The organism is Streptomyces sp. NPDC033229 (assembly GCF_055576875.1).
Window position 1 is genome coordinate 1 of sequence record NZ_JBVIQR010000063.1, and the last position, 23021, is coordinate 23021.

The 23021-nt window shown below is 67.2% G+C and carries 11 protein-coding genes and 1 pseudogene; 2 read left to right on the forward strand and 10 right to left on the reverse strand.

From position 1 onward, the window contains the following. Positions 1-599 (reverse strand): annotated as a pseudogene (locus ACZ53N_RS32635) (transposase); the annotation flags it as partial. A 210-nt stretch (positions 600-809) separates the two neighbouring features. Here ACZ53N_RS32635 and ACZ53N_RS32640 point away from each other — a divergent pair. Further along, positions 810-1022 (forward strand): hypothetical protein, encoded by a 213-nt coding sequence (locus ACZ53N_RS32640; protein ID WP_469144416.1) that lies wholly within the window; start codon positions 810-812, stop codon positions 1020-1022. A 223-nt stretch (positions 1023-1245) separates the two neighbouring features. Beyond that, positions 1246-2424 (forward strand): DUF7986 domain-containing protein, encoded by a 1179-nt coding sequence (locus ACZ53N_RS32645; RefSeq protein ID WP_469144417.1) that lies wholly within the window; start codon positions 1246-1248, stop codon positions 2422-2424. 578 nt (positions 2425-3002) lie between these two features. On the opposite strand, the gene ACZ53N_RS32650 is transcribed toward ACZ53N_RS32645, so the two are convergent. The 9 genes from ACZ53N_RS32650 to ACZ53N_RS32690 form a co-directional block, all read right to left on the reverse strand. Then, positions 3003-5660 (reverse strand): ABC transporter permease, encoded by a 2658-nt coding sequence (locus ACZ53N_RS32650; RefSeq protein ID WP_469144418.1) that lies wholly within the window; start codon positions 5658-5660, stop codon positions 3003-3005. Beyond that, entirely contained in the window at positions 5657-6490 is an 834-nt protein-coding gene (locus ACZ53N_RS32655) for an ABC transporter ATP-binding protein (RefSeq protein WP_469144419.1), read from the reverse strand. The genes ACZ53N_RS32650 and ACZ53N_RS32655 overlap by 4 nt, the downstream gene beginning before the upstream one ends. A gap of 87 nt (positions 6491-6577) precedes the next feature. Next, positions 6578-7795, reverse strand: a complete 1218-nt coding sequence (locus ACZ53N_RS32660; protein WP_469144420.1) for a glycosyltransferase — start codon at positions 7793-7795, stop codon at positions 6578-6580. Continuing rightward, complete coding sequence (locus ACZ53N_RS32665) at positions 7792-8613, reverse strand: alpha/beta fold hydrolase (protein ID WP_469144421.1); 822 nt, start codon at positions 8611-8613, stop codon at positions 7792-7794. The genes ACZ53N_RS32660 and ACZ53N_RS32665 overlap by 4 nt, the downstream gene beginning before the upstream one ends. Then, positions 8607-8870 carry an acyl carrier protein gene (locus ACZ53N_RS32670; RefSeq protein ID WP_466986095.1) on the reverse strand — a complete coding sequence of 88 codons (264 nt, stop codon included), beginning with the start codon at positions 8868-8870 and terminating at the stop codon, positions 8607-8609. The genes ACZ53N_RS32665 and ACZ53N_RS32670 overlap by 7 nt, the downstream gene beginning before the upstream one ends. Positions 8871-8925: 55 nt before the next feature. Next, positions 8926-13569 (reverse strand): beta-ketoacyl synthase N-terminal-like domain-containing protein, encoded by a 4644-nt coding sequence (locus tag ACZ53N_RS32675; protein WP_469144422.1) that lies wholly within the window; start codon positions 13567-13569, stop codon positions 8926-8928. Between the two features lies 1 nt (position 13570). Continuing rightward, the gene (locus ACZ53N_RS32680; RefSeq protein WP_469144423.1) at positions 13571-20530 is read right to left on the reverse strand and encodes an SDR family oxidoreductase; all 6960 of its coding nucleotides are present in this window, start codon (positions 20528-20530) and stop codon (positions 13571-13573) included. A gap of 530 nt (positions 20531-21060) precedes the next feature. Next, the gene (locus ACZ53N_RS32685; RefSeq protein WP_469144424.1) at positions 21061-21729 is read right to left on the reverse strand and encodes a hypothetical protein; all 669 of its coding nucleotides are present in this window, start codon (positions 21727-21729) and stop codon (positions 21061-21063) included. Between the two features lie 619 nt (positions 21730-22348). After that, positions 22349-23021: transposase (locus ACZ53N_RS32690; protein WP_469144425.1), on the reverse strand; the 673-nt coding region annotated here is incomplete at its 5' end.

Here is a 23021-nt window from a genome sequence, read left to right on the forward strand (position 1 = left end):
GCAGGACCTCCTTCTCCTGCTCCAGCAGCTTGACCCGCCGACGTGCGTCCCGCAGTTCCGCGCTCTCCTGGCAGGAGGTCCCGGGCTTGGAGCCGCGGAAGGCCGGATCGGTCCGGCCGCAGGCGAAGTGGTGGGCGGGGGTGTAGGGAGTCGCGTGCAACGGGTTCACGCAGCCATCGGTCCACACCGTGGTCACCGTGACCACGCAGTTGTTCGGTATTCTTGCCCACCTCCGCAGCCGCGGTGCCGTCCTTGCGGTCTCCGAAGTCATCGATGACGATGACTCCGCCGTCATGCGGAGCCGTCTCCGGCTGTCCGCGCAGCAGTTCCAGCCGCCGGTCGTTGACCAGCTCGGCTTCCCAGGGCGACTCGGACAGGAAGAACTGTAGCCGCTGCACCGCTGGCGAACCAGCCCCGGCCACGGGCTCCGCTCCGGCCAGGCAGGTGATCGTCTTGTTCCGCTCCCGCGGCGCCAGCAGCCCGGTCAGGTACTCGCGAAACCCTCGCCGCTGGGCCAGGCTGAAGAAGAGGCCATCAAATCGGGCCGCGTAGTCCTCCAGCGGTCCCGGTGCAGGCGGACACGGACGCCGAGCAGTCATCTTCAGCCCCCCCGCAAGGCAACCGACACCTACCACCGGCCTACGACCAGCCCGACCTGCCGCCAACCCACACCACCACCGGATTTAACGAACTACCGGTAACTGAGTGTCGTCCAGCGGGGCCGGAGGCCGGGCGCGCCGCCGTCGGCTTCATGATCTACTTCCACATCGGCCAGGTGGCTCGTGTGTCTGACTGGCACGATGGGTGGTATGACGGATGAGGGAAACTCGCTGGAAGCGGCGGCCGCGGCACTCATCGCAGCGCAGAAAGCGCTGGAGGCGGCCCGCCGGAATCTGACCGTGGCGGTCACCGCTGCATACCGGTCTGGAGTGCCGGCCGCCCGGATCGCCGCGCGGACCGGGCGGAACGCTGTCGAAATCCGCAACCTCCTGGCCGCTACCGGAACGTCACGCCGCACGTGATGCCGCACGGCTCTGACCGAGCTCGTCCCTTTGCCTTGCCATGCCGTGTACCTGTGTTGGTGCGAGGTGCCAACGGGCAGCCGTTGCGCCGGTAGAGTGACAGTGTGAGTACCCGTCCCGGACCAGGATGCAGGTGACTATGCCTCAGGTGCCCTTTGATGACCGCGCGCCGGAGTGTGGTGCTGCGGTTGCCGAGACACTGTCGACGCCGGTCGGGGAACTGGTGGCCCGTAGCGGGGAGCTGAAGGGCGAGCTGGTGGAGTACGCCCAGCATGCCCGTTTCGGTCGGCAGTTGACGGCTTGCCTCCGGGCTGCGGGCGATACTGGGCCGCTGGACGACAGTGCCGCTGTCCGTGTTATCGACCACTTCCTCCTGGAGTACCGGCTGCACGATGGCGCTACAGTCGTGGAGCGGTTCGTCGCGCAGCGGCGCCCGGCTCTGGTTGGGGACGAGCGCGCGATGCTGCTGGGCTGGCGCGACGTCGTCGAGGGGCTGTTCGAGGTCCGCCAGGCCGACGACGGTTCCGGCACCGTCGTACTCCACAACCTCATCGACGACCTGCACTACCGCGTCCACTCCAACATGGGCTCCGAAGCTCTCGCCGTTCTCGGGCAGGGGATGTTCACGTACTGCCGCATCGTGCCCGTCCATCCCGCCACCACCCACTGGCTGGTCAGCGGCTACCTCACGCCCTATCCCCAGTCCTCAGCCCTCGAGGCCGCGCAGGCGGCGCTGCGGATGGCTACTGCCGACCCGGGCCTGACGCGCCGCAATCCGGAACTGCGCCAGCGTGCCTGGCAGATGCAGGCCGAAGACCGCGCCGCGTTTATCGCCCTGTTCGGCTCGGACCTCGTCATCCTGCCCCCGGCCGCAGCCCAGGAACAGCTGACCGAGCACTACCGCCGCCGCCTTGAGCACGCCACTGCGTCCGGGGCGGCCGACGGCAAACCAACCGGCCCCACCCCGGACGGCAGCGGCCTTACCGCCGAGGAGATGGGCCACCTTCCCAAGGACTGCATGGAAGCCGAGAGTGTCGGCCTCATCTACGACGAGACCGAAGGCCTCAACTACTACCCCGGCTTCGGCCGCCTGGACAGCCTGTTCGCTGACCCCGCCCTGGCCCGATACCGCACCTACATCACCCAGCTCCGCGACTACCTCAATGACGACACCATTTCCCCCCTCCCCCTCCGCCGGCTGGCCCAACGCCACCCCGACGGCACCGACCCCGTCTTCCGCGACCTCCTGCGCAACCCAGCCTTCTCCTGGGAACGCGACGGCGAGGAACTACTGCGCACCCGCAAGAAAACCTTCTACCAGCGGGAGGCAGCTCCCAGCTTCTCCGTCATCGGAGAGCGCCTCTCCGAACTCCTGCGCACCCAGACGTCAGGAGACCGGTGAAAATCCCTCCAGCAACCAGCTTGAGACCCGGCTCAAGGAAGCCAGCCGGAAGCCTGCGAGGATGGGCAACCCGCCCTTCCCTTTCCCATCGCGCAGCTGCGGCTCCAGCCTGAGACGGCCGCGTCTGCAACGAGTAATGCCGCTGCCAGACGCGTGCGCGGCATCCAGGTGACTGTCGGCAAACCGGCGCCCCCGGGCATACCCGGCGCTCACTGAGAGAGTGCGCGGGGGAAGCTCATCCTTCGCCTGGCGGCGCTGCCGGAAGTGGCGAATTGGTGGTTTTTGGTGGATGGCCGTGTTGTTTTTGTTTGTGCCTCGTTGTGGGGGATGGGTGCACGGAGTTCTGTGGGGTTGCCGGGTCCCCGTCTCGGCAACCCCACAGGCTTGGCACAAGAGTGCGGCGTGGTGACCCGTGTCCTCCCCGGGCTGCCTCTCGTGTCATATAGGCGCCCGGGTGAGCGTGAGGGGCCGAAGCAGGCTCCAAAGATCTCCGCGATCACGGAGGCGGTGATGGAAAACATGACGGAGTGGCAGGCTCGCTGGGCTGTGTATGCCCGGCTGTTTTCATCGACTGCTAGTCAGCAGGGACCGCCGAAACGCCTATAGCGGCGACGTCGGTGCCGGGCTCTGGGGCGCCGCTGCTGGTGTCGGCCGGTGTGCGGTGCACCTGCGATCGCGGCCAGTACGTTGATCCTGGAGGCCCGGAGGGCTGGTCCGATGGCTGCCATGAGGCCGATGAACGCCGCGCCCGCGATCATCGCCGAGATCGTCTCCACGGAAACCTTCAGCTGGCTCAATCCTTCGGACCTGAGGACCTGTCGCGTCACTGCGCCCCAGGCGAGGCCCAGTCCCGTGCCGAGGCTCGCACCGAGCATCGTGATGATCAGCGACTCCACGTGGATCATGCGCCGGAGCTGGCGGTGTGAGAGGCCGATCGCCCTCAGCAGCCCGATTTCCCGGGTGCGTTCCACCACCGACAGGGACAAGGTGTTAATTATGCCCAGGGTGGCTACGATGATCGTGAGTCCGAGCAGGCTGTACACCATGTACAGCACCTGGTTGACCTGACCCTGGACCAGTCTCTTGTAGTCGGCCTGGTTGTTGACACGCACCTGGGGGAAGCTGGCGACCGACTTCCGCAGCTCTGCGTAAGCCCGGTCGGACTTCGATGGGTCCGCTGCCCTTGCCAGCATCAGAGTGTCCAGCGGCATACGACCGGACGGAACTGACTTCGCGACCGTGTCGATCGCGGTATAGGCCTTCCCCTTGTACAGGCTGTTGTCGTCCGCGGTGATCGCGGCGATCCGCAGGTCGTGCGGGGGGCTGCTCCCCTCGAATGAGACCCGCACCTGGTCGCCTACCTCCAGGTGATGCGTGCTGGCGAAACCCATGTTGAAGGAGATTCCGCCGGCGAGCGCTGCGCCGAAGTCGCCCGAGAGCGCGGGGACCCGGACGTCCTGATCGTAGGAGCGGCTGACGGCGTTGACGTCTTTGCTGACGCGCTTGCCGTCCGGGGTTGTGATGACGGCTCTGAGCAGCTTCTGTTCGGAGACGTGGTGCAGGCCGGGGGCGGACCGGACGGCCTTGACGATTTCCGGGGTGAGGCTGCCGCTTTGGGAGGTGACGAGGTAGTCGGCTCCCACGGCCTGGTCGATCTGGCTGGTGGCTGAGGCAGCCATCGAGGAGGTGAGCACGGAAGAGCCGGTCACCAGGGCCAGGGCGATCATCAGTGCGGCGGCGGTGGCTCCCGTCCGGCGCGGATTGCGCAGCGCGTTCCTCTGGGCGAGCTTGCCGGGCGGCCCGAACACCGAGGACAGGGCTAGGGCGAGAACCCGGACGATGCCTGAGACCAGCAGTGGGCTGAGGACCACGAGACCGGCCAGGGTGAACGGCACGCCGAGACCGAGCAGGGTGGCACCGGTGCCGAGCACGGTGGCTTTCGCGCTTGTTGCCAGCAGCGCGCTGCCCCCGGCGGTGAGTAGTACTCCGGTGCCAGCGCGGACCCGGCTGGATGGTCCCTCGGCAGGGGTGCCGTGGTCTCGCAGCGCGGCCATCGGGGGCACCCTGCTTGCCCGGTGGGCGGGAAGCCAGGCGGCGATCACGGTAAGGGTGACGCCGACTGCGTAGGCGGCGGCCGGGATGGTCCAGCCGAAGGCCAGTCGTGTGGCGTCCAGGTGCATCCCGAGTGCGTCCATCAGCTCTATCAGGCCTATGGCCAGGCAGGGCCCGGCCGCCAGGCCCAGTGTGGAGCCGAGGACGCCAAGGATCAGTGCTTCGGTCAGTACAGAGCGGTTGACCTGCCCACGGCTGGCGCCGAGGGCTCGTAGCAAGCCGGTCTCGCGGGTGCGCTGGGCGACGAGCATGGAGTAGGTGTTGATGATGAGGAAGCTGCCGACAAGCAACGAGATGCCGGCGAATGCGAGCAGGGCGTATTTCAGGAACTTGAGGAAGCCGCCGAAGCCGGCCTTGTTCTCGGCGGCCGTCTCCGCTGCGGTGCGCACCTGGCAGGAGCAGCGGGGGATCTTGCGGGCGATCTGGTGCTTGAGGTGAGCATTGGTCCGGCTGCCGTCGCCGTAGGCCACCACGGAGGTGAAGACGCCGGTCCGGCCCAGCAGTTTCTTCTGTGCGGTGGAGGTGTCGAAGAGGACCACCGCTGCGCCGGGATTGGTGGTGGTGAAGGTGGCGATGCCGGATATGACGGTGGTGTGGGTGCCGCTGCTGGTGATGATCCGCACCAAGTCACCGGTCTTCAGTGATGCCTTCCTTGCTGTGTCGGCGTCGAGTAGCGCCTGGCGGGCTCCCTGGGGAGCCTGTCCGGAGGTGATCTTCAGCGCTGAGTTGGGTCTGTGGTACCAGTTTCCAGCGATGGCCGGGGCGCCGCTGGTGGGGCCGATCGATATGTTGGTGGCTGGGTTGACGATGGTGACATTCTGGACGGACACCTCGCCTTGTGCTGTCTTCACACCTGGCTCGGCTGAGACCTGCTGGACGAGTTTGCGCGTCACGGTCCGTGGCCGGGCACCGCTGCGTTGCGCCATGTCCGCGCGTTGCTGCTGCGGTCTGACAGTGATATCGGCCGCAGTGGACTTGAAGAGCTGATCGAATGCCGAGTCGGCGGTGTCGGTGAAGAGGAGGGTCCCGGAGACGAAGGCGGCGCTCAGCGCGATAGCGGTCAGGGAGAGCGCCATCCGGCCGCGATGAGCGGAGAGGGTTCTCAGCGAGGTTTTGAGGATCATGCCCGCGTCGTTCCTCGTCGGGCGCGCTTGGCGAGGGAACCGTGGCTTGTCGAGAGTGCTCCAGAGAAGCGGAGCATGCGCTTCAGAACGGCGCCGGTAGTGGGGGAGGTCATCTCGTCCGCGATGGAGCCGTCGGCCAGGAACAGTACCCGGTCCGCGTAGCATGCTGCGGCGGGGTCGTGGGTGACCAGCACGACGGTCTGGCCGAGCTCGTCGACCGCGCTTCTCAAGAAGGCAAGTATTTCGGCTCCGGAACGGGCGTCGAGGTTTCCGGTGGGCTCGTCACCGAAGATGATTTCCGGCCGGGAGAGCAGGGCTCTGGCGATGGCGACCCGCTGCTGCTGGCCGCCGGAGAGCTGGGTGGGGCGATGCTGCAGCCGGTCGCCCAGGCCGACGGCCTGCACTACCTGACCGAGCCACCGCTCGTCAGGCTTTCGCCCGGCCAGGTCCATGGGGAGGGTGATGTTCTCCATGGCGTTGAGTGTCGGGAGAAGGTTGTAAGCCTGGAAGATGAAGCCGATCTTGTCGCGGCGTAGTTCGGTGAGGTGTTTGTCCTTGAGACGGGTGATCTCGGTGCCGCCGATCCAGGTACGGCCGCTGGTGACCGAGTCCAGGCCGGCCAGACAGTGCATGAGGGTGGACTTGCCGGAGCCCGAGGGGCCCATGATGGCGGTGAAGCGCCCCCGGGGGATGTCAACGTCGACTGCATCGAGCGCGGTCACTCCGGTCTCTTCGGTGCCGTAGGCCTTGGTCACCTTGCGGGCGCTGGCGGCGGTGACCGTCCAGTCGCTGGTGGCCCTGTCGGCATTGTGTATGGCTGTTGGGGTCATCACATCGCCACTTCTCGGTCGTGGTCTGGGTCGAGGCCAATAGCGGTGGTGCCGAAGCCTCTGCTTCTGCGGCTCTTGTGGAGGTACCTATGCGGTGGCTTCGCGAGCCAGTCGTTCGAGATGGGAAGCGGCGGCCGGGGCACCACCGGCGGTGTGGAAGGACGTGCGGATCCGGGTGGCGGCGGCGCGGTAGTGCGGCTCGTTCAGCACAGCGTCGAGCGCCTCGCCGAGCTGCGGCGCGGCGACCCGGCCGAACCGGACCCGGACGCCTGCGCCTGCTTCGGTGACCTGGCGTGCGACGATGGGCTGGTCGTCACGGATGGGTGCCAGCACCAGGGGAACCCCATGCCACAGGGCCTCGCACACCGTGTTGTGCCCGGCGTGGCAGATGACCGCCTTTACACGTTTGAGGAGGGCGAGCTGTGGTGCACGGGGCAGGACCAGGAGATCTCTGTCATCAGCTGTGGCAGTGGCGCTACCGGTGAGACTCTCGAGGCTGCCGGGCCCGAGGGAACGGGCAGGATCGACTATGACCCCCTGCAGTTGCCTTGAGCGGCTCCGTATCGTTTCGCGGCATTCGGCGAGGAAGCGGGCTCCTGCGTCCGCGTTGACGGTCCCCAGGGTGATGAGAACGGGGAGACGGGTGTTATCAAACCAATCCCAAGGGAACAGTGGAGCGAAGGCGCGGGCGGTCAGGGAAGGGCCTACGTAACGGGTCTGCTCGTTGGCTCCAGGAAGGGGGCCGGTGAACTCCTCGGTGGTGAAGGCAAGGATCAGGTGAGGGGAGAAGCGGGGGTCGGTCCTGCTGCCCGGCGCCCCGATGCGCTCGCGCAGATCCTTCAGGAGGGTGTCGAGCCATCCCTGGACCTTGGGCATTCCAACGAGTGCGCCGGTGAACTCTGCCGAGGTGGTGGCTGACGTGGCCCAGAGCGTGCCCAGCCTCTCCGCGACCAGCGGACCGGCCAGGGCCTGTTGATCGGCTACCAGCACATCGGGCCGGAACGCCCCGACAGCGGCCTGGATACCTGGAGCCATCGCCCGTGCCAGTGGTATGAGGAACTCTTCCCACAGGAACTTGAGCGCTTGGGGACCACGGATCTGCGCCGGCCGCATGGCTTCTCCGGCCTCGAGCCGCTGACCGGCACACGGGAACACAGGGGCCCGGGTTCCGGCGAGCTCCCGGATCAGTTCTGGGTCTCCGGCCCAGGCCACTTCGTGTCCGCGGCGGATGAGTTCCGCCGCGACCCCGACTGCTGGATTGATGTGGCCGGTGAGCGGCGGCACGGTGATCAGGAATCTGCTCATGCGCCGCAGGCCTCCGTGCCGATACGGGGGGTGTTCTCGCGGATCCAGGCCAGGGCATAGCTGCGCATCAGTCTCGGCGCGTCTACCAGGACGGAGTGTTCCAGGCCCGGCAGTGTGCGGGTCTGGCAGTCGGGCAGCAGCGCTTGCAGTACGGGTGCCTGGGCCGCGAGGTCCGAGTAACTGCCGTAGCACGCGAGCACCGGGCACCGCACTGACCGGATTTGGTCAGGGGCCAGCACCTGGCTGGCGGGTATGTCCTGGGGGAGGGTAGTAGTGCGCAAGAGCCGGGCCGCGGACTTCCCCAAGCGAGTCGTGCGGGCGTCGCGGTGCGTGCTGATCCAGGCGAGCGCCTGCGCTTCGTTGTCACACAGCTCCGTGACGGTCCGCCCCAGCAGACCATGGAGCTTGCGGGCCCATTGCGCTGTTGCCGGCTCTGATTCGATCAACATGAGGCTGGCGACGCTCTCGGGCTTTTGCACGGCGTACCCGAAAGCGACCGTTCCACCGTAGGAGTTGCCGACCAGATGGAGCGGGCCGCGGACCTTGAGCTGAGTGAGCAGGGCGTCGAGGTCGTGAATGAAGGTCTCGAGGTGGTAGCCGGTGGAGGGCCGTTCACTGCGCCCGTGGCCCCGCTGGTCGTACATGATCACATCGATCCCGGCGGCGACGAGGGCCGGGGCGAGGGTGAAGTAGTAGCTTGCCAGGCTGTCGGTGAGGAGGCCGTGCACGAGGACGGCCGTGGCAGTGGGGGGACGGCCCTCGCTAGGCCGGAGCCGCTGCACATGCAGGCTCACGTCGCCGGTATGAAGCATCACCATGTCTGCTGGCTCTCCGCGGCCCGGAGGCAGTGCACGACGTGGGTGACGAGCTGGCCTACGGTGAGATGGATGATCTCCTCCAGTTCCATGTCCGCGATGAACTGGGCGAAGTTGACCCGGTGCCCGTAACTGCTTTCCAGGCTGCCGGCCAGGGTCACCAGGTCGATGCTTTCCAGCTGCAGGTCGTCGATGAACTTCGTGCCCATACCGATCTCCACCTCATCGAGGCAGTATCCGTCGAGGATCTCCTCGACCATGCGCACGATGTCGGAGAGAACCGTCTCCTCGTGGGCGTTGGCCGCACCGGCCCGCTCAATGGCGTTCACTGCACTCCTCAGTCTCGGGGGCCTGGCCCGTTGTCCAGGCAACGATGTAGTTTCTGCTCGGCAGTCCAGGAGGATTGGCGGCAGGCTCGCAGCGCACGGCGTAGCGTCGCAGGAAAGCTCCGGTCGCCGTTTCGACGACGAGCCGCTCTGGCGCTGCTTCCACCACGCAGAAGTCGCGTGGGCGTCCCTGAAGACCAGCGCCCTCGGCTTTGGCAACTGCTTCCTTGGCCGCCCAGAACCGCGTGAACCACAACGCACGAGAGCCGCCGTGCCGTGCGCACTGGGCCTCAAGGAGGGCGCGTTCCTCCTGGCTGAGGGCCACAGCCCAGGTTGCCTCGCCGCGCTCGGCGACTTCTTCGATGTCGATCCCCGGCGCGCTCTGGGCGTCGGCGCCCTGGCGTGGCCTTGCGATGGCGACCGCGGCTTCGGCCCGGTGCGCCAAGGACACGCCGAGATCGGGCAGCCTCCGGCCGTGGAGCCCAAGGACGAAGGGCCTGCCGAGCTGGTCGTTGCGCACCCGGACCTCGGCGGGAAAAACCGGGCCCGCCCCTTGCTCCCACAGCCATTGCCGGACAGCGTCCTTGGCCGCGATCCGGCCGAGCAGCCACTGTCTGCGGGCGCGCGGCGGAAGGCTTTCGTACTCGGCCCGCTCGGCGCCGCTGAGGTGGTTGCGCATGATCAGGTCACGGGAGGCGAGGTCCTGCCACCGTTCGTGGAGCAGGCACCAGCCGCCTGGCTGGAGGCGCGAAAGGGTGTTGTGCTCAGGGAAACGGTCTGCTGCCGTGGTGTCCGGGTGGCTGTGGAACCGGCGGTTGCGCCAGCCGGCGAGTTCGGCCCACACGGTGCCGTCGCGGATCAGCTGGGCGTCCGCTTCGAGTCCGGTGTCGGTGAGAGAGATGATTTTGATCAGGCATGTCACCTCGGTTCCAACAGGGGGATGGGGTCCGAAGAACCTCATGTGGCGCACCTGGGTGGGGAAGATCACGGTCCGCTCAGTGTGAGTCGCCATGATCCAGTACCCGATGAGCTGACCCACGTTGTCCAGCAGCGCGCCAGGAGCCGATGGCGTGGTGATCGTGCCGCGGACGTGGGCGTCGCCGATCGCGGTGAGCTGGGTGATGCCCTGAAACGCGGGGCCGTGGAACATCCAGCGCGCGCTGTACAACTCGGCTGCGGCAAGCCCGGGCGCCCTGTCGGCAGCGGTGTCCGTCGGCCATGGAGCGGACGGGGCCTGAGGGAAGCGTGCTGCCAGTTCCACGGTGGCGCGGGCACGCTCTCCGAAGGAGACAGCCAGCTGGCCGGTGGCCTGGGGCACTACGGTGACCGGCACGTCCACGGGCGGATCAGCAGGGACCCACTGGTCGAACCGGGCTCCGTGGACAGCCACGGTGCACCGTCCGGGTGCCCCTGCCTGCTGGGCTGCCTCGATCAGGTGGTGGACGATCGTGGTCGCGGGGACGACAGGCCAGCGGTCCGCCGGATCCGGCCAGCCTGGGCGCTGCCGGAAGAAGCAGTGGTCCTGAAGGTAGGGCATGGACTCAAGGGAGACATGCAGCAGCGTGCGCCACGAGGCGGAGGATGGCATTTCAGCCCGGGGCGCGGGGGTTGGTGCGGTTCCCATCTGGGCGGAGGACTGGTAGGCAGGAGCCCCAGGTGTGGCAGCCGCGATCACTGCCGCGGCGGCGTTCGCGGTGTCCCGCAAGAGGGCACTCAGCTCGCCGGCCGCGGGGACGAGATCAGCGACAGCGTCCAGCACCGAGAAGCCCTCGCTCATGAGAACGGGGGAAGGAGCGCCGTGCCCGGCGGGGAGCAGTGGCCCCGGTCGTGTGAGGGCGCGCCCCTCCAAGGGAACGGAGTGTGCCCCCAAAATCCGGTGCACGGATGGGCGACGGTCCCCGTCTGCAGTGGCTCTGGGGTGTGCTGTGCTGGCAGCCCGGTGCGCCTCGAGTCCTGTGCCTCCCGGGGCCGGGCGGGAGGGCGGGGCGGGAAAGGAAGAGGCTGCCAACGAGGCACCTTCCGCCCAGAGGGCGGTCGCTACTCTGCGGAGCTGAGCGAGGCCGTCGCGATGAGGAGAGTTGGCCGCGACCACCAGGTGGTCCCTGTCGTGCAGGATGTCGTCGACGAGAGAGCCGAGTTGCCCGGGGCCGACCTGGATGAAGGCGCGGAATCCCTCCGTATACATGGCGTCAACCAACGGCCGGAAACGCACGGGCTCCAGGAGGTGCCTGATGAACAGCTCCCGCACCGCAGCCTCGCCGCGCGGGAACGCCGCGGCTGTCGTCGCGGACCACACGCTGGCATGCGGCGGATGAAGCGGGAGTGCCTCGGCGGCTTGCCGGATCGGTGCCAGATAAGGAGCCAGCATCGGCGTGTGGAATCCCGACTGGAAGGGCAGGACCTTCGCCACTGTCCCCTGGGCTCGTACGGACCGCACGAATTCCTCGACACTGCCGAGGGGACCGCACACCATCGACTGGCGGGGCGCGTTGTCGTGGGAGAGGACGATCCTTTCGTCTCCAAGCTGCTGGAGGGCGGCCACTGTCCGCTCGGCACTGGTGCCAAGTACCGCGAAGGCCAGGCCCGGGACGGAGAGCGCGGACGGGTCGATGGATTTGATGAAGGCGTCGACATCCTCACCGTCGTACAGACCACCGGCGGTCATGGCGGTCCACTCGCCGATGCTGTGACCCGCTACCGCGTCCGGGACGATACCCATGCGGCGCAGGGCGGCATCGAGGAGCCTGCCGACGCTGACCACAGCAACGCCGTGCCGGCTGATGTCACCGATGACTTCACCTGCGGCGCCGATGGATTCGGGAGAGGACAACTGGAAGTGCTGGGCGACATCGTCAACGCGGGGCTGGAAGCGGCCTTCGAGCCCGGGAAAGACGAAAGCTACCTTCCCGCCTGCCTCAGGGCTCAGGAGCGGGTGGGGGACGAACCAGATGTCGCCGCGGCCTCGCCAGGCACGGCCCCCGGCGACCGCTTGTCTGGCCACGGCCAGGCGCTTGGGGGTGGGTGCGACGATGCCGAGCCGGATTCGCGCCGCGTGCGGCTGCGGCTCCCTGGGCTGGGCGGCGAGGATGGCTGAGTCATCTGCCTCGAGTTGGCGAGAGAGCTCCTCACGGGTGTCGGCGCCGAGCAGGAGTACCTGTTCGGGCTCGATGACCACGGCTCGGGAGCGCACTGCTGCCGTGGTTCCCCGGGCAATGGTGCCGGGTGCCTGTTCGAGTACCACATGAGCGTGGGTCCCGCCGAATCCGAAGGAGCTCACCGCGGCCCGGCGGACTGGCTGCTCCAGGCTTGTCTCCCAGGCCCGTGCTGTGCCGATGGTGCGGAACCGTGTGGCCGCGAGAGCGGGGTGCGGTTCGCCGCAGTGCGGCGCCGGCAACAACAACCCGTGATGGACGGCGAGGGCTGCTTTGATCAGACCCGCGATGCCCGCAGCGGACAGGGTGTGGCCGATCATTGCCTTCACCGCCCCGATCACCGGGCGGTAACTGTCCCTGCGGTCGCCGAACACCTCGGCCAGTACGGCAAGCTCGGCCGCATCCGCGGCGGGCTCCCCCGCCGCCTGAGCCTCCAGCAGCCCGATCGAGCCGGGCTCTCGTGGATCGAGGCCGGCGCTGCGCCACGCCTGCCGGACCGCGTCCGCCTGGGCGGCGGGGTGAGGAGTGAGCAGGCCGGCTGTGCGTCCGCTGCTGGTCACCGCGGTGCCGCGGATGACCGCGTAGATGCGGTCGTTGTCCCGTTCGGCGTCGGCGAGCCGTTTGAGGGCGACCATGCCGGCCCCCTCACCGAGCACCATGCCATCGGCTCTGCGGTCCAGTGGCCGGCTCCGCTGGCTCGGCGACAACACGCGCAACTGGGAGAACATGCTCCACACGGTGATGTCATGGCCAGGGTGGACGCCGCCCGCGAGCATCAGGTCACAGCGGCCTGAAGCCAGAGCCATCACCGCCTGTTCGACTGCTACGAGGGATGACGCGCAGGCCGCGTCCACAGTGAAGGCAAGCCCCCCCAGGCCGAGGTGACGAGCGATAAACGAGGCACTGACGCGGGACATCAGGCCGTCGGCCGACTCCGCCCGGCCAGACACGGGCTGTGCGGCGAGCGCCTCGCCCCCCTGACTGGGCTGGCCGGCTTCCCGGTGCGGCCAGAGACCGCCGAGTGCGGGGGCAAGTTCGTGGCCGGGGCCTGTGCGTACCCGCTGGCTGGCCCCGGCAAGGCCGGAGGGGGGGTACCCACCACGGCCCACGATCACCCCGACCCGCTGCTGGCCAGTCGGCCGGTCCTGCCGTGCGTCTGCGAGGGCGGCGGACGCAACGCTGAGCCCGAGGAGCTGGCCAGGCCCGACGGCCGTCGCCTCGCGGGGTGTGATCCCGAGCCGGGCTACCTCCACGTCGGCCAGGTGGCCGACGAATCCGCCGCGTCGGCGGGACCCGCGGCCGACGGCTGTACCGCTGGCTCCGGGAGGGTAATCGTCCACGTCACACCAGCCGTCTGGCACGTCGGTGATCGCGTCTGCCCCGTTGACGAGGTTCCGCCAGTAAGCAGCAAGGCAGTCGGCACCAGGCAACACTGTGGCCATACCCACGATGGCGACTGGGGAAGTACGGTGGTCCGTCATGTCACCAGCCTGAGGCTGTGTAGACGACCGAGGTGTGGGACGGATCGCCCCAGGCGAGCTCGCGAAGCAGGGCTCGGGGGCCCTCTTTGATGTCAATCAGCCCGATGCCGCGCCTGGCGTAATCCCGTGCGAGTTCCGCGGTGACCATACCGGTGTGATCACCGCCGGGTGCCCACGGTCCCCAGTGGACGGTCAGCGCCCGGCGCCCTGTAGCGGCCGCCCATTGCGCACCCAAGCGCTCAAGAGCGTCGTTGGCCGCGGCATAGTCGGCCTGGCCGCGGTTACCGAGTACGGCGGAGATACTGCCGAACAGCACAACGAAGCGGGGATGCTCCGGCAGGCTGCCCAGGGCGTTGAGCAAGGTCGCAGCCCCGCCCGCCTTTGTGTCGAAGACCCGCTGGAACGACTCGGGCGTCTTCTGGGCGATCAGCCGGTCGTCGATCACACCGGCGGCGTAAATGACGCCGTCCAGCCGCCCGTGAGCGGCGTGGATCTCTTTCACCGTCTGGCGCACTGCATCGGCGTCACAGACATCGACACGGTGATACCGCACAGGGCTTCCCAGCCTCCGCAGTTCCTCTAGCGTGGCCGCCACTTCACGCTGCGCGAGGATTTGGGTGGCGCAGCGGTCGATCTCGGCGGGCGAGAGCCCCGGGGTCTGCGTGGCCAGCGCAGCACGCAGCGAACTGCGGTCGCTTGCCGAAGACGTCGCAGAATCTTCAGAGCCTGAAGACAGGGGTGTACGGCCCAGCAGCTCGATGCGGCAACGAGTAGACGCGGCGAGGACGGAGGCGACGTGTGCGGTGATGCCGCGCGCACCGCCGACCAGTACGACAACCGACTCGCTGTCGAGGCCGGCTGAGGCAGCTTCCGCCGCCCTCACGTCAACGGGCTCGCCACTGGCGGTACCGAGCTCACTCAGCGGCCTTTCCACCAGGTCAAAGCCGTAGCGGCCGGACGCGTCCAGCAGTACGACCGGACGGTCGCGGGTAAGCAGTTCAGCGAGGACCATATCGGCGACGGCTTCAGGCTGGTGGGAGCATGCGAGGTCCACTTCCACTACTTTGGCGACCATCGCGGGCTCTTCTGCGGCCACGGTGCGAAAGAGCCCACGCAGCCCCGCTGCCTGGCCGCTGAGGCCGCTGCTGCCTGCTGCCGTGTCCGAGTAGCACGCGGCCACCAACCAGTACGGCACGCGAGCCAACGCCTGCCGCAGCACGGGGAAGGCTGAGGGCAGTACCGCGGTGTCGGCCCGAGCCAGCGGCGCGAAGTAGAGCACACCGTCCACGGGACCGTCCCGCTCCGTGAGCAGGTAGCTTCCGTCGAAGGTGACGACGTCGGCTCCCAGCTGCGACAGTCGGGCAGAGGCTGCTCGCGTGACACCGTCACTGCCGCCAAGCACCGCAAATCGCTGGCCGGCCAGCGCCGCGCCCAGGGCTGCAGACGGACCGGGGCGCTCCAGAGCCACGCGGCGGAGTTGGAATCGCTTGGGGGCCTCACCCGGCACAGGCGCAGCCTGTTCCTCGGCAGCAACAGCGGTTGGGGAGCCTGCCGACGGCGGGGGAGGAGCCGTTGGGGCAGCGAGCCGTGCAGTCAGCCAGTCAGCCACCCCAGCGGCGGTACGGGCCTTCGACAGCTCCTCCACTTCCCCGTCGGTGAGGCTGGCGGCGTTCAAGCCGCCGGATATACCCAGGCGGGAGGCCAGCTCACCGACGATCTCGGCACGCTTGATGGAGTCGATACTCAAATCCGCCTCAAGATCAAGGCCAGGCTCGATGATGTCCAGTGGGTAGCCTGTGCGCTCGCTGATAATCGTCATCACTGCCCGCAGCATGTCCTCCGGGGTGAGCCCCGACTCGGGCACTGGTGAGATGGGCTGCAGCTCAGCGGCAGGCTCAAACAGCGGCTCAGGCGCCAGTTGGCCGGTGGCTGGCGGGGCTGTGAGGTGGCGTAGGGCAGGAACTGAATCCAGGGTGCCTTGAGCCGCGTCTGCGCCAAGATAGGCGAGGAACACGTCGCGGTGCGCTGCGACCATGTCACGGCTAGCCTTCAGGTACTCGTGGATCAGCGCGTGCCGGTCACCGAAGTGGCCGCCTGGGGAAGTGGTCGCGGACACAGGTCTCTCCTTCACAAATCGGGCTGGTGCCAGAGCACCGGGGAGGAGTTCGCCGTCTGCGCTGCGGACACCCTGCCCGTCGACCGTCCAGCCGGTCCTAGGCGGATTGACGCGGCTCGCGTCGACGGCGTCGCGCCCGCGGAACAGCCATCCGGTCCGGACGGGCAGGCCAGCGGTGGCGAGTTGGGCGAGCGCGCTGAGGAAGCCGGGTACCCCGGCTTCGGGGCGGGGCTCGCAGGCGACCGCGTGGTGGGGGCGTTTGCCAAGGATCGAACCGACCAGTGTGGTGAGCACGGTGCCAGAGCCTGCCTCGATGAAGACCCTGGCACCAGCCTCGTACATAGCCTCGATCTGCTCGGTGAAGCGCACGGGGGCAGCGATCTGAGCCGCGAGTTCCGCGCGGATCACGCCCGGGTCGGCGGGATACCTCGCAGCCGTGCGGTTTGCCCACACAGGAATCTCGGGAGCGCGGATGAGCCGGCTCTCCAGCGCTTCGGCAAAGCGGGCCGATGCCCGGGCCACAACGGGGCTATGGAACGCGCATGCGACAGGGATGCGCTTCGCCCCGTAGCCGCAAGCACGCAGGATTTCCACCGCCGTATCGATAGCCCGGTCCGGGCCCGAGATGACGTTCTGCCGCGGCGCATTGTGATTGGCGACGACAACCTGCCCATCCAGCCCAGCCTCGCGCAACGCCCACTCGATCTCATCGCTGCCAGCCGAGACCGCAGCCATCGTCCCCCGGTCCTGCCCGACCGCGTCAGTGATCGACTTTGCCCGTTCGGCGCTCAGCTCCAACAGGGTCTGCGGAGTCATCGCACCCGCCGCGCACAGGGCGACCAGCTCTCCGTAGCTGTGCCCTGCCGTCATGTCGGGTTCTATCCCAGCCATGACGAGGAGTTCGTACGCAGCGAGGCCGACAACACCGAGAGCTGGCTGCGCGATACGGGTATCGGTGATCTTCGCTTGCTGCCTCTCCCTGGTGGCAGCGTCAAAGCCGGTGGGGGGGTAGAGGGCGTCCACATAGACCTGTCCGGATTCGAGATGGCGCTGAAGCTCAGGGAAAGCGATGAACTGCTGCGCGAACATCCCCAGACGCTGGCTGCCTTGACCGGGGAACAGAAAAGCGACCTGACCACGAAGGAAGCCCGGGCTGGTCTCCTCTATCTCCAGGGAGCCGGCCAGGTAGACGCCCGAGGCCGCATCGTGCTCACCTGCCAGCGCCTTGCGCAGTTGCCTGCCCAGGTCCTCCAGATCAGTCGCCACGACGGCTACCCAGACCCGCCCCCGGCTCGCCTCGGACCGGTGGTGCGCCGTCAGAGCCAGGTCACGGAGCCGCCATGGCTGCGCACCGGTCTCCGCCACCTCCAGAAGCGCCAGGATCTCCTCGACAGCCCGGTGAGCCGCACCCCGCTCCACGCCGCGGAAGACGAACAGCTCGCCAGGCCACTCACCCATACCGTGAGCGGGAGGAGCACTCCCGCCATGAGCGGAAAGCACCGCATGGAAGTTCGTCCCGCCGAAACCGAACGCGCTGACCCCGGCAACCCGGCCAGCTGCCGGGGCCGCCCAAGGGCGCGCCTTGTCCTGAAATACGAACGGGCTGCTCGGCGCGTGCCAAGCCGAATTCGGCTGCTCCAGATGCAATGTGGGCGGCTTCACGCCGGTATACAACGCCATCGCGCTTTTGATGAGTCCGGCGAGGCCAGCAGCGCACTTGGTGTGCCCTATCTGCGACTTGACGGACCCCACGACGCAGCTGCCTGTCTGGGACCCGGCCTCGGTGAACACGCCTGTAAGGGTGGCCAGTTCGGTACGGTCACCCACCACGGTCCCTGTACCATGAGCCTCGAGAAGGCCAACGTCGGCGGGCGAGATATGTGCGTTGCGGTAGGCACGCTCCAGGGCGGCACGCTGCCCCTCGGGGCGGGGAGCAGTCAAGCCAAGTGAGCGCCCGTCACTCGAACTGCCTATCCCCTTGACGACGCAGTAAACCCTGTCGCCATCCCGCTCGGCATCCGCCAGACGCTTCAGCACCAGGCAGGCTATCCCCTCGCCCAGGACGACGCCGTCCGCCGACCGGTCGAAAGCCCGCGACCGGCCGGTTACAGACAGTGCGCGAACAGAAGAGAAGAGCGCATAATCGTTGATACCGTTGTGCAGGTCTGCGCCACCGCACAAAACGAGGTCACTGGTGCCGCCGACCAGTTCCTTGCACGCTACGTCTACCGCAGCCAGAGAGGACGCGCAGGCCGCATCGACTGTGAAGTTGGCTCCACCGAGGTCCAGCCGGTTGGCTACCCGGCCCGAAATGACGTTCGCAAGCATGCCCGGAAAAGAATCCTCGGTCAGCTTCGGCAGCTTATCCTCCCACTCCTCGGGCAGATACCCGTAGTAGGAGCGCAGTGCTGTGCGCAGTAAGGCGGCATGGGATTGGTCGCTGCCCGCCTCCGCTCCAAAGACGACCGACGTGCGCGACCGGTCGAACCGCTGGCCCCTCTCGCCGTACCCCGCGTCATCCAGCGCACGACGCGCGGCCTCCAGGGCGAGCAACTGGACCGGTTCGATGCTGCCCAAGGAAGCTGGCGGGATACCGTAACGCAGCGGATCGAAGGGAATCCTGGGCAAGAACCCGCCCCACTTCGAGACGGACATGCCGCTCTTGGCCTCGCCGCTGTAATGGACATCAGGGTCCCACCGCTCTGCGGGAACCTCGCTGACCGCATCGACACCGCGGAGGATATTCGCCCAGTACGCAGCAAGGTCCGAGGCTCCGGGAAACATACAAGCCATGCCGATCACAGCTACATCAAGCGGAGCTGACACCTGAGGGCTGGCCGCTTCCAGAGCCGCGCTCACGCCCAGGCGCTCACGGAGCAGAGCCGCGCGTGCCGTGAAGAACTCCGCGCCGCCAGGCGCTACAGACTGGTGCAAAGCCCTGATCGTCGTGGTCTCCGAGCGCAGTACGGCAACGTCGCCGGCCATGAAGAGCCCCTCGCTGAGCTGACGTTCACCAGCTATAGGGACTAGCTCAGCGCCGTGCCGCTCGACACCCTTACTGGCGATCCGCAACCGCCCGACATTGAGCTGCTCAAGTTCCGCCCACAGCTGCCGACCGGTTATGCCGTTGTCATGCAGCTGTCGCTTGATCGTCTCAAAGCCGGTGCTGAAGGGGCTGGGCACACAACGGGTCGCATGACCGGGCGCTGTCTCGAGCAACACGGTGCTTCGCGCGGCTATCACCTGGCTTTGGAACTGGTGACCTACAGCCCCGCAGCTGACCGCTTCTTCGGTGAACAGATAGCCTGTTCCCATCAGAATGCCGACAGCGACCCCCCGCGCAGCTAACGACGCGGAAAGAGCAGCGATCATCGCAGATGAGCGTTCATCGTGGACCCCGCCGGCGAAGAGCACGTTGACTTCCGCGGACAAGTCCTCCTCGGCCCCCTCCAGGAACTCCTCGATCACCGCAATTTGAGCCTCCCACAGCGGGAAGCTGTACCGGGGGCCGATGTGACCGCCGCACTCCGATCCCTCGAACACGAACCGGCGAGCGCCGGCATCCAGGAACTGACGGAGCAGACCAGGTGACGGCACATGCAGGAAGGTCGCGATTCCGCCCTTTTCAAGAACTTCAGCCTGAGACGGCCTTCCGCCAGCGATGATCGCGTGAGAGGGCCGCAGGCGCAGGATAGCCTCGAGTTGCGCGTCCCTGACCTCTTGCGGAGCAAATCCAAGAATGCCGACCCCCCAGGACTTCCCGGCCAGTGCGGCGCTAGCTTCCTCCAGGAGCGTGTTGCTCTGATCCCGGCTCGCCAGAGAAAGCGCGATGCACGGCAGGGCCCCCTCTGCCGCAACTGCGGATGCGAACTGGACCTGGTCACTCACCCTGGTCATCGGGCCCTGGACGACAGGCAGACCCGTGCCGAGCACGCGGCTCATCAGCGAGCCGGAGCCCAGAGCCTGTGCGGGATCGCCGAAGCGAATGGTCTCAACCACAGCCGCTCGCACGGCCCGCACTGTTTGGCCAACATCGCCGTACTGGTCGGCGAATCGAGCTGCGAGGAAGCCGTCCTGGCCTACGGCCACCGTGTGAGCACTCCGAGCTCGCGCGGAAACCTGAGTACTCACCTCACCAGCATGGACCGGCTCGCCACCTGCATGCCCGTGCACCAATTCCGCTCCGCGGCGCGGCAGCGTCCGGCAGCCATTCACCACTACGGTTTCCGAACCATCCATGACCCGGATCGCTGCGGCGGTCTCCTCACGTATACCGGACTCAGCAAGCAGCGCGAGTTGCGTGTCCAGGACAACCCCGGCCGCGCCCCCCACGACCGCAGCAGCCGCTGTCCGCAGGCCGATGCCACCGCAGGCCCACACGGGAACGGCTACTCCGCCCGCGGCCAACAGCTGCTGCAGCAATATGAAGGTACTGAGCCCCCCGACGTCCCCTCCGCTCTCGCATCCACGGGCGATAAGGCCGTGTGCCCCCGCCCGGACTGCCTCGTGCGCCTCTTCCAAACTGGTGACCTCAACCAGCACGCGATGGGCCTCATCCAGCTCAGACACCTGCCAAGGGGAGCCCGGACCCAGAATGACGGTGTGAATGGCGCCGCCCAACTGCACGGGGTCCAGCTGACAGCCTGCGGTTACGCGCACGCCGAACGGAACTGACGCCCAGAGGCGGACCCGCTCCAACGCTTCACGCGCCTTCCGGTCGCCGGAGCCGAGGTCCAGTACGCCAAGCCCACCCGCGTGGCTGACGGCATTGACAAGCCTGGAATCTTGTTCACCCAACGGGGTTATTCCGATAACCAAGTCAGCTATTCCATCAGCGGCTTCCATGATTCTCCGATAGTTAGGGACTAGGGGCGTCAGAAGCTAAGGCGTAATGCGGAAATTCAATTGCGGAGCACAGCAACAAATCGGCCGGGCTAGTCGCCTGCCTGCGGGGTGCATCCGAAGCTAGCAGTGGGGAACCCCCTGGTCAACGCCATGGAATCCGTGAATCTCGGAGCCGCCTTCAATAATGCATCGATAATTCGAGCGGCTATAAAAGTGGTTGCCGTAAGGGTTGACGGTAAATCACGCGACAGCGTCCAACCTGCGGGCGGAGTGGTGGCTGCCCTAACTGCACGTTAGAGAGCGGCCCGCATAGGCGAGTTGATGCGAGAACTGAGAACGTATTCGAGGAAGCGCAGCCGATAACACTTGCGCAGAAGGGGGCAGCGGCCCCGCTCATCACACCACCGTGCCGCTGGTACACCAATGAGTGAGCGGAAAGGCGCTCCTGATCAAGTGACGGGCATCACTTCTTTGAACGCTCCCTGCATAGTCCTGTAGACGTCCTCGAATCGTGGTTCTGGATCACACTCCTAAAGCCGCTGGCGATCTTTTGCCAGTTGCTGACAGCAAAGCCTGACAGAGCTGTTGCCACGTGCAACCACCAGTTCAAGGGCTGACCCGGGGCACCTCCACGCCCGGACGTGTGTGGGTGGGGAGCTATGCGCGCTTGCCAGGGTCTCCAGACCGCCGCCAGCTCTCCTCCATGCCATGCCGAAGTAGTGCCCGTGGCTCCCCCCCTTGGTGGCGGCGGTGCCCGCCTGGCGGGCGTCGATGGAGGCGGTGGTGCCGGCGGACGGCTGCCCCTGGGATGCCTTGCCGGTGTCGGGGCGGCCGGGTGTCTCGGCCGCGTCCTGTGTCTTCGCGGCGGGTGGCGTGTCCTTGGTGATGTCCACGCCCTTGGGCGGCTTGTCGGGGCCGTGTGTGCAACGACCGTCGGCGGTCCGCAGGACGCCGACACAGCGGTCGCCCTTGGGGGCGGGACGCAAGCCCTTGTAGACCAGGCCGCGTGTGCGGTCGTCGTCGGGTATTCGGGACACCGGTTCCGGTGTCGTGTCGTGGGCGGGGGCCGGAGCCGGACCGTCGGCCACCGTCTGGGCGACGGTGGCTTGCGGCCGGGACGGCTCGTTGTCGAAGACGCCACCGAGTGCCGCCGTGCCGACGAGCGCTCCGGCTGTGACGGCGACCGCGGCGATGAGCATGCCGCGTTTTCGTCGTCGTTGCTGCACCTGTCTTCTGCGACCAGGCAAGGCCACACCTCATTTCCGTGGGGGAGTTGTGGGTGGCCGGAAGTGTGCCAGAACGAACAGGCCGACAGACAGGATTGTTTGACCGGGTGAAATGTTGAATAGTATATATGACGTTCACCAGATTACTGATGGCCCGTCATATCCCTTGAGAAGCACGGTAGTTACCTCGTGGTTTCCAATAGGTCCGTACCGATTCTATTTACTTTAGGTACGGAACTTGATGAAACTGTCATCGCGGAGTGGGGAGTCCACTGTCTGTCTCATTGCGGGACGTGCCGGTAGCATCACGAAACGATGAGTCGCCCCCAAAGTGCCCCTACGAGGCAGCCGAAGAATTCCTTATCTATGCAGCCGTTACGAAGTCTCCGTGGACCGCAGCGTGTGTACGGACGCAATACCTTGCGATTAGCCTCGATCTTTCGTGACGGTCCGCCGACGAAGTCGGTGGGCCGTTCCGCTTTCTGTGGCTCGTGGTGGGCAGGCCGAAAGCCCGAGTGTTGTCTCGGGTGGACGCCGGGTTCCACTGCTCCGGTCTGGACTGGTTCCCTCGTAGGGGCGGGAAGGTTGTTGGTCAGCCGGGGTTGGGCAGGAGTGCAAGACGTTGGAGGGCGGTGGTGACCTCATCGGTCCAGGGCCAGTGGCGGGCGAGGCGGAGGATGCGGCGCCGGCCGGTGGTGAGGAGTTGCCCGGCCGCGGAGAACAAGCGGAACCGCGGACGGCGGGGCTCCCAGAGGCGGGCCTGGCCGGTCAGGGCGAGCATGGGCATCCAGGCCAGCAGGTCGAGAGCGATCTGGACGATCTCGAGCCAGATCTTGTTCTGGGCGGTGTCGTGCAGGGGCAGGTTGCGCAGACCGGTCGCGCGGGCGGCCCGGATCCGGTCTTCGGCCCGGGCCCGCAGGCGGTGACGGAGCTCGAGCTGGGCGATTGGGCGGTCGGCGGTGTTGGTGGCAAAGCACGTGACCCGCATGCCATCCGCGTCGGTGATCCTCAACTGGGCACCGGGATGCGGCCGTTCCTTGCGAACGATCAGCCTCATGCCCTTCGGCCAGCCCTGAAGGATGTCGCCGGCGAGTTCGGCGACCCATGCTCCGTCCCGGACCTCGCCCCCGGTCTCGAGGACCGGGGTCCAGGCCGATGCCGGGATTTTCAGGACGTGCTGGTGGATGGCCCCGGTGATCACCGTGCCGACGGAGTAGGACAGCCGGCGTCCGCGCCGGGCGAGCCAGGCCACGAACTCGTGGGTG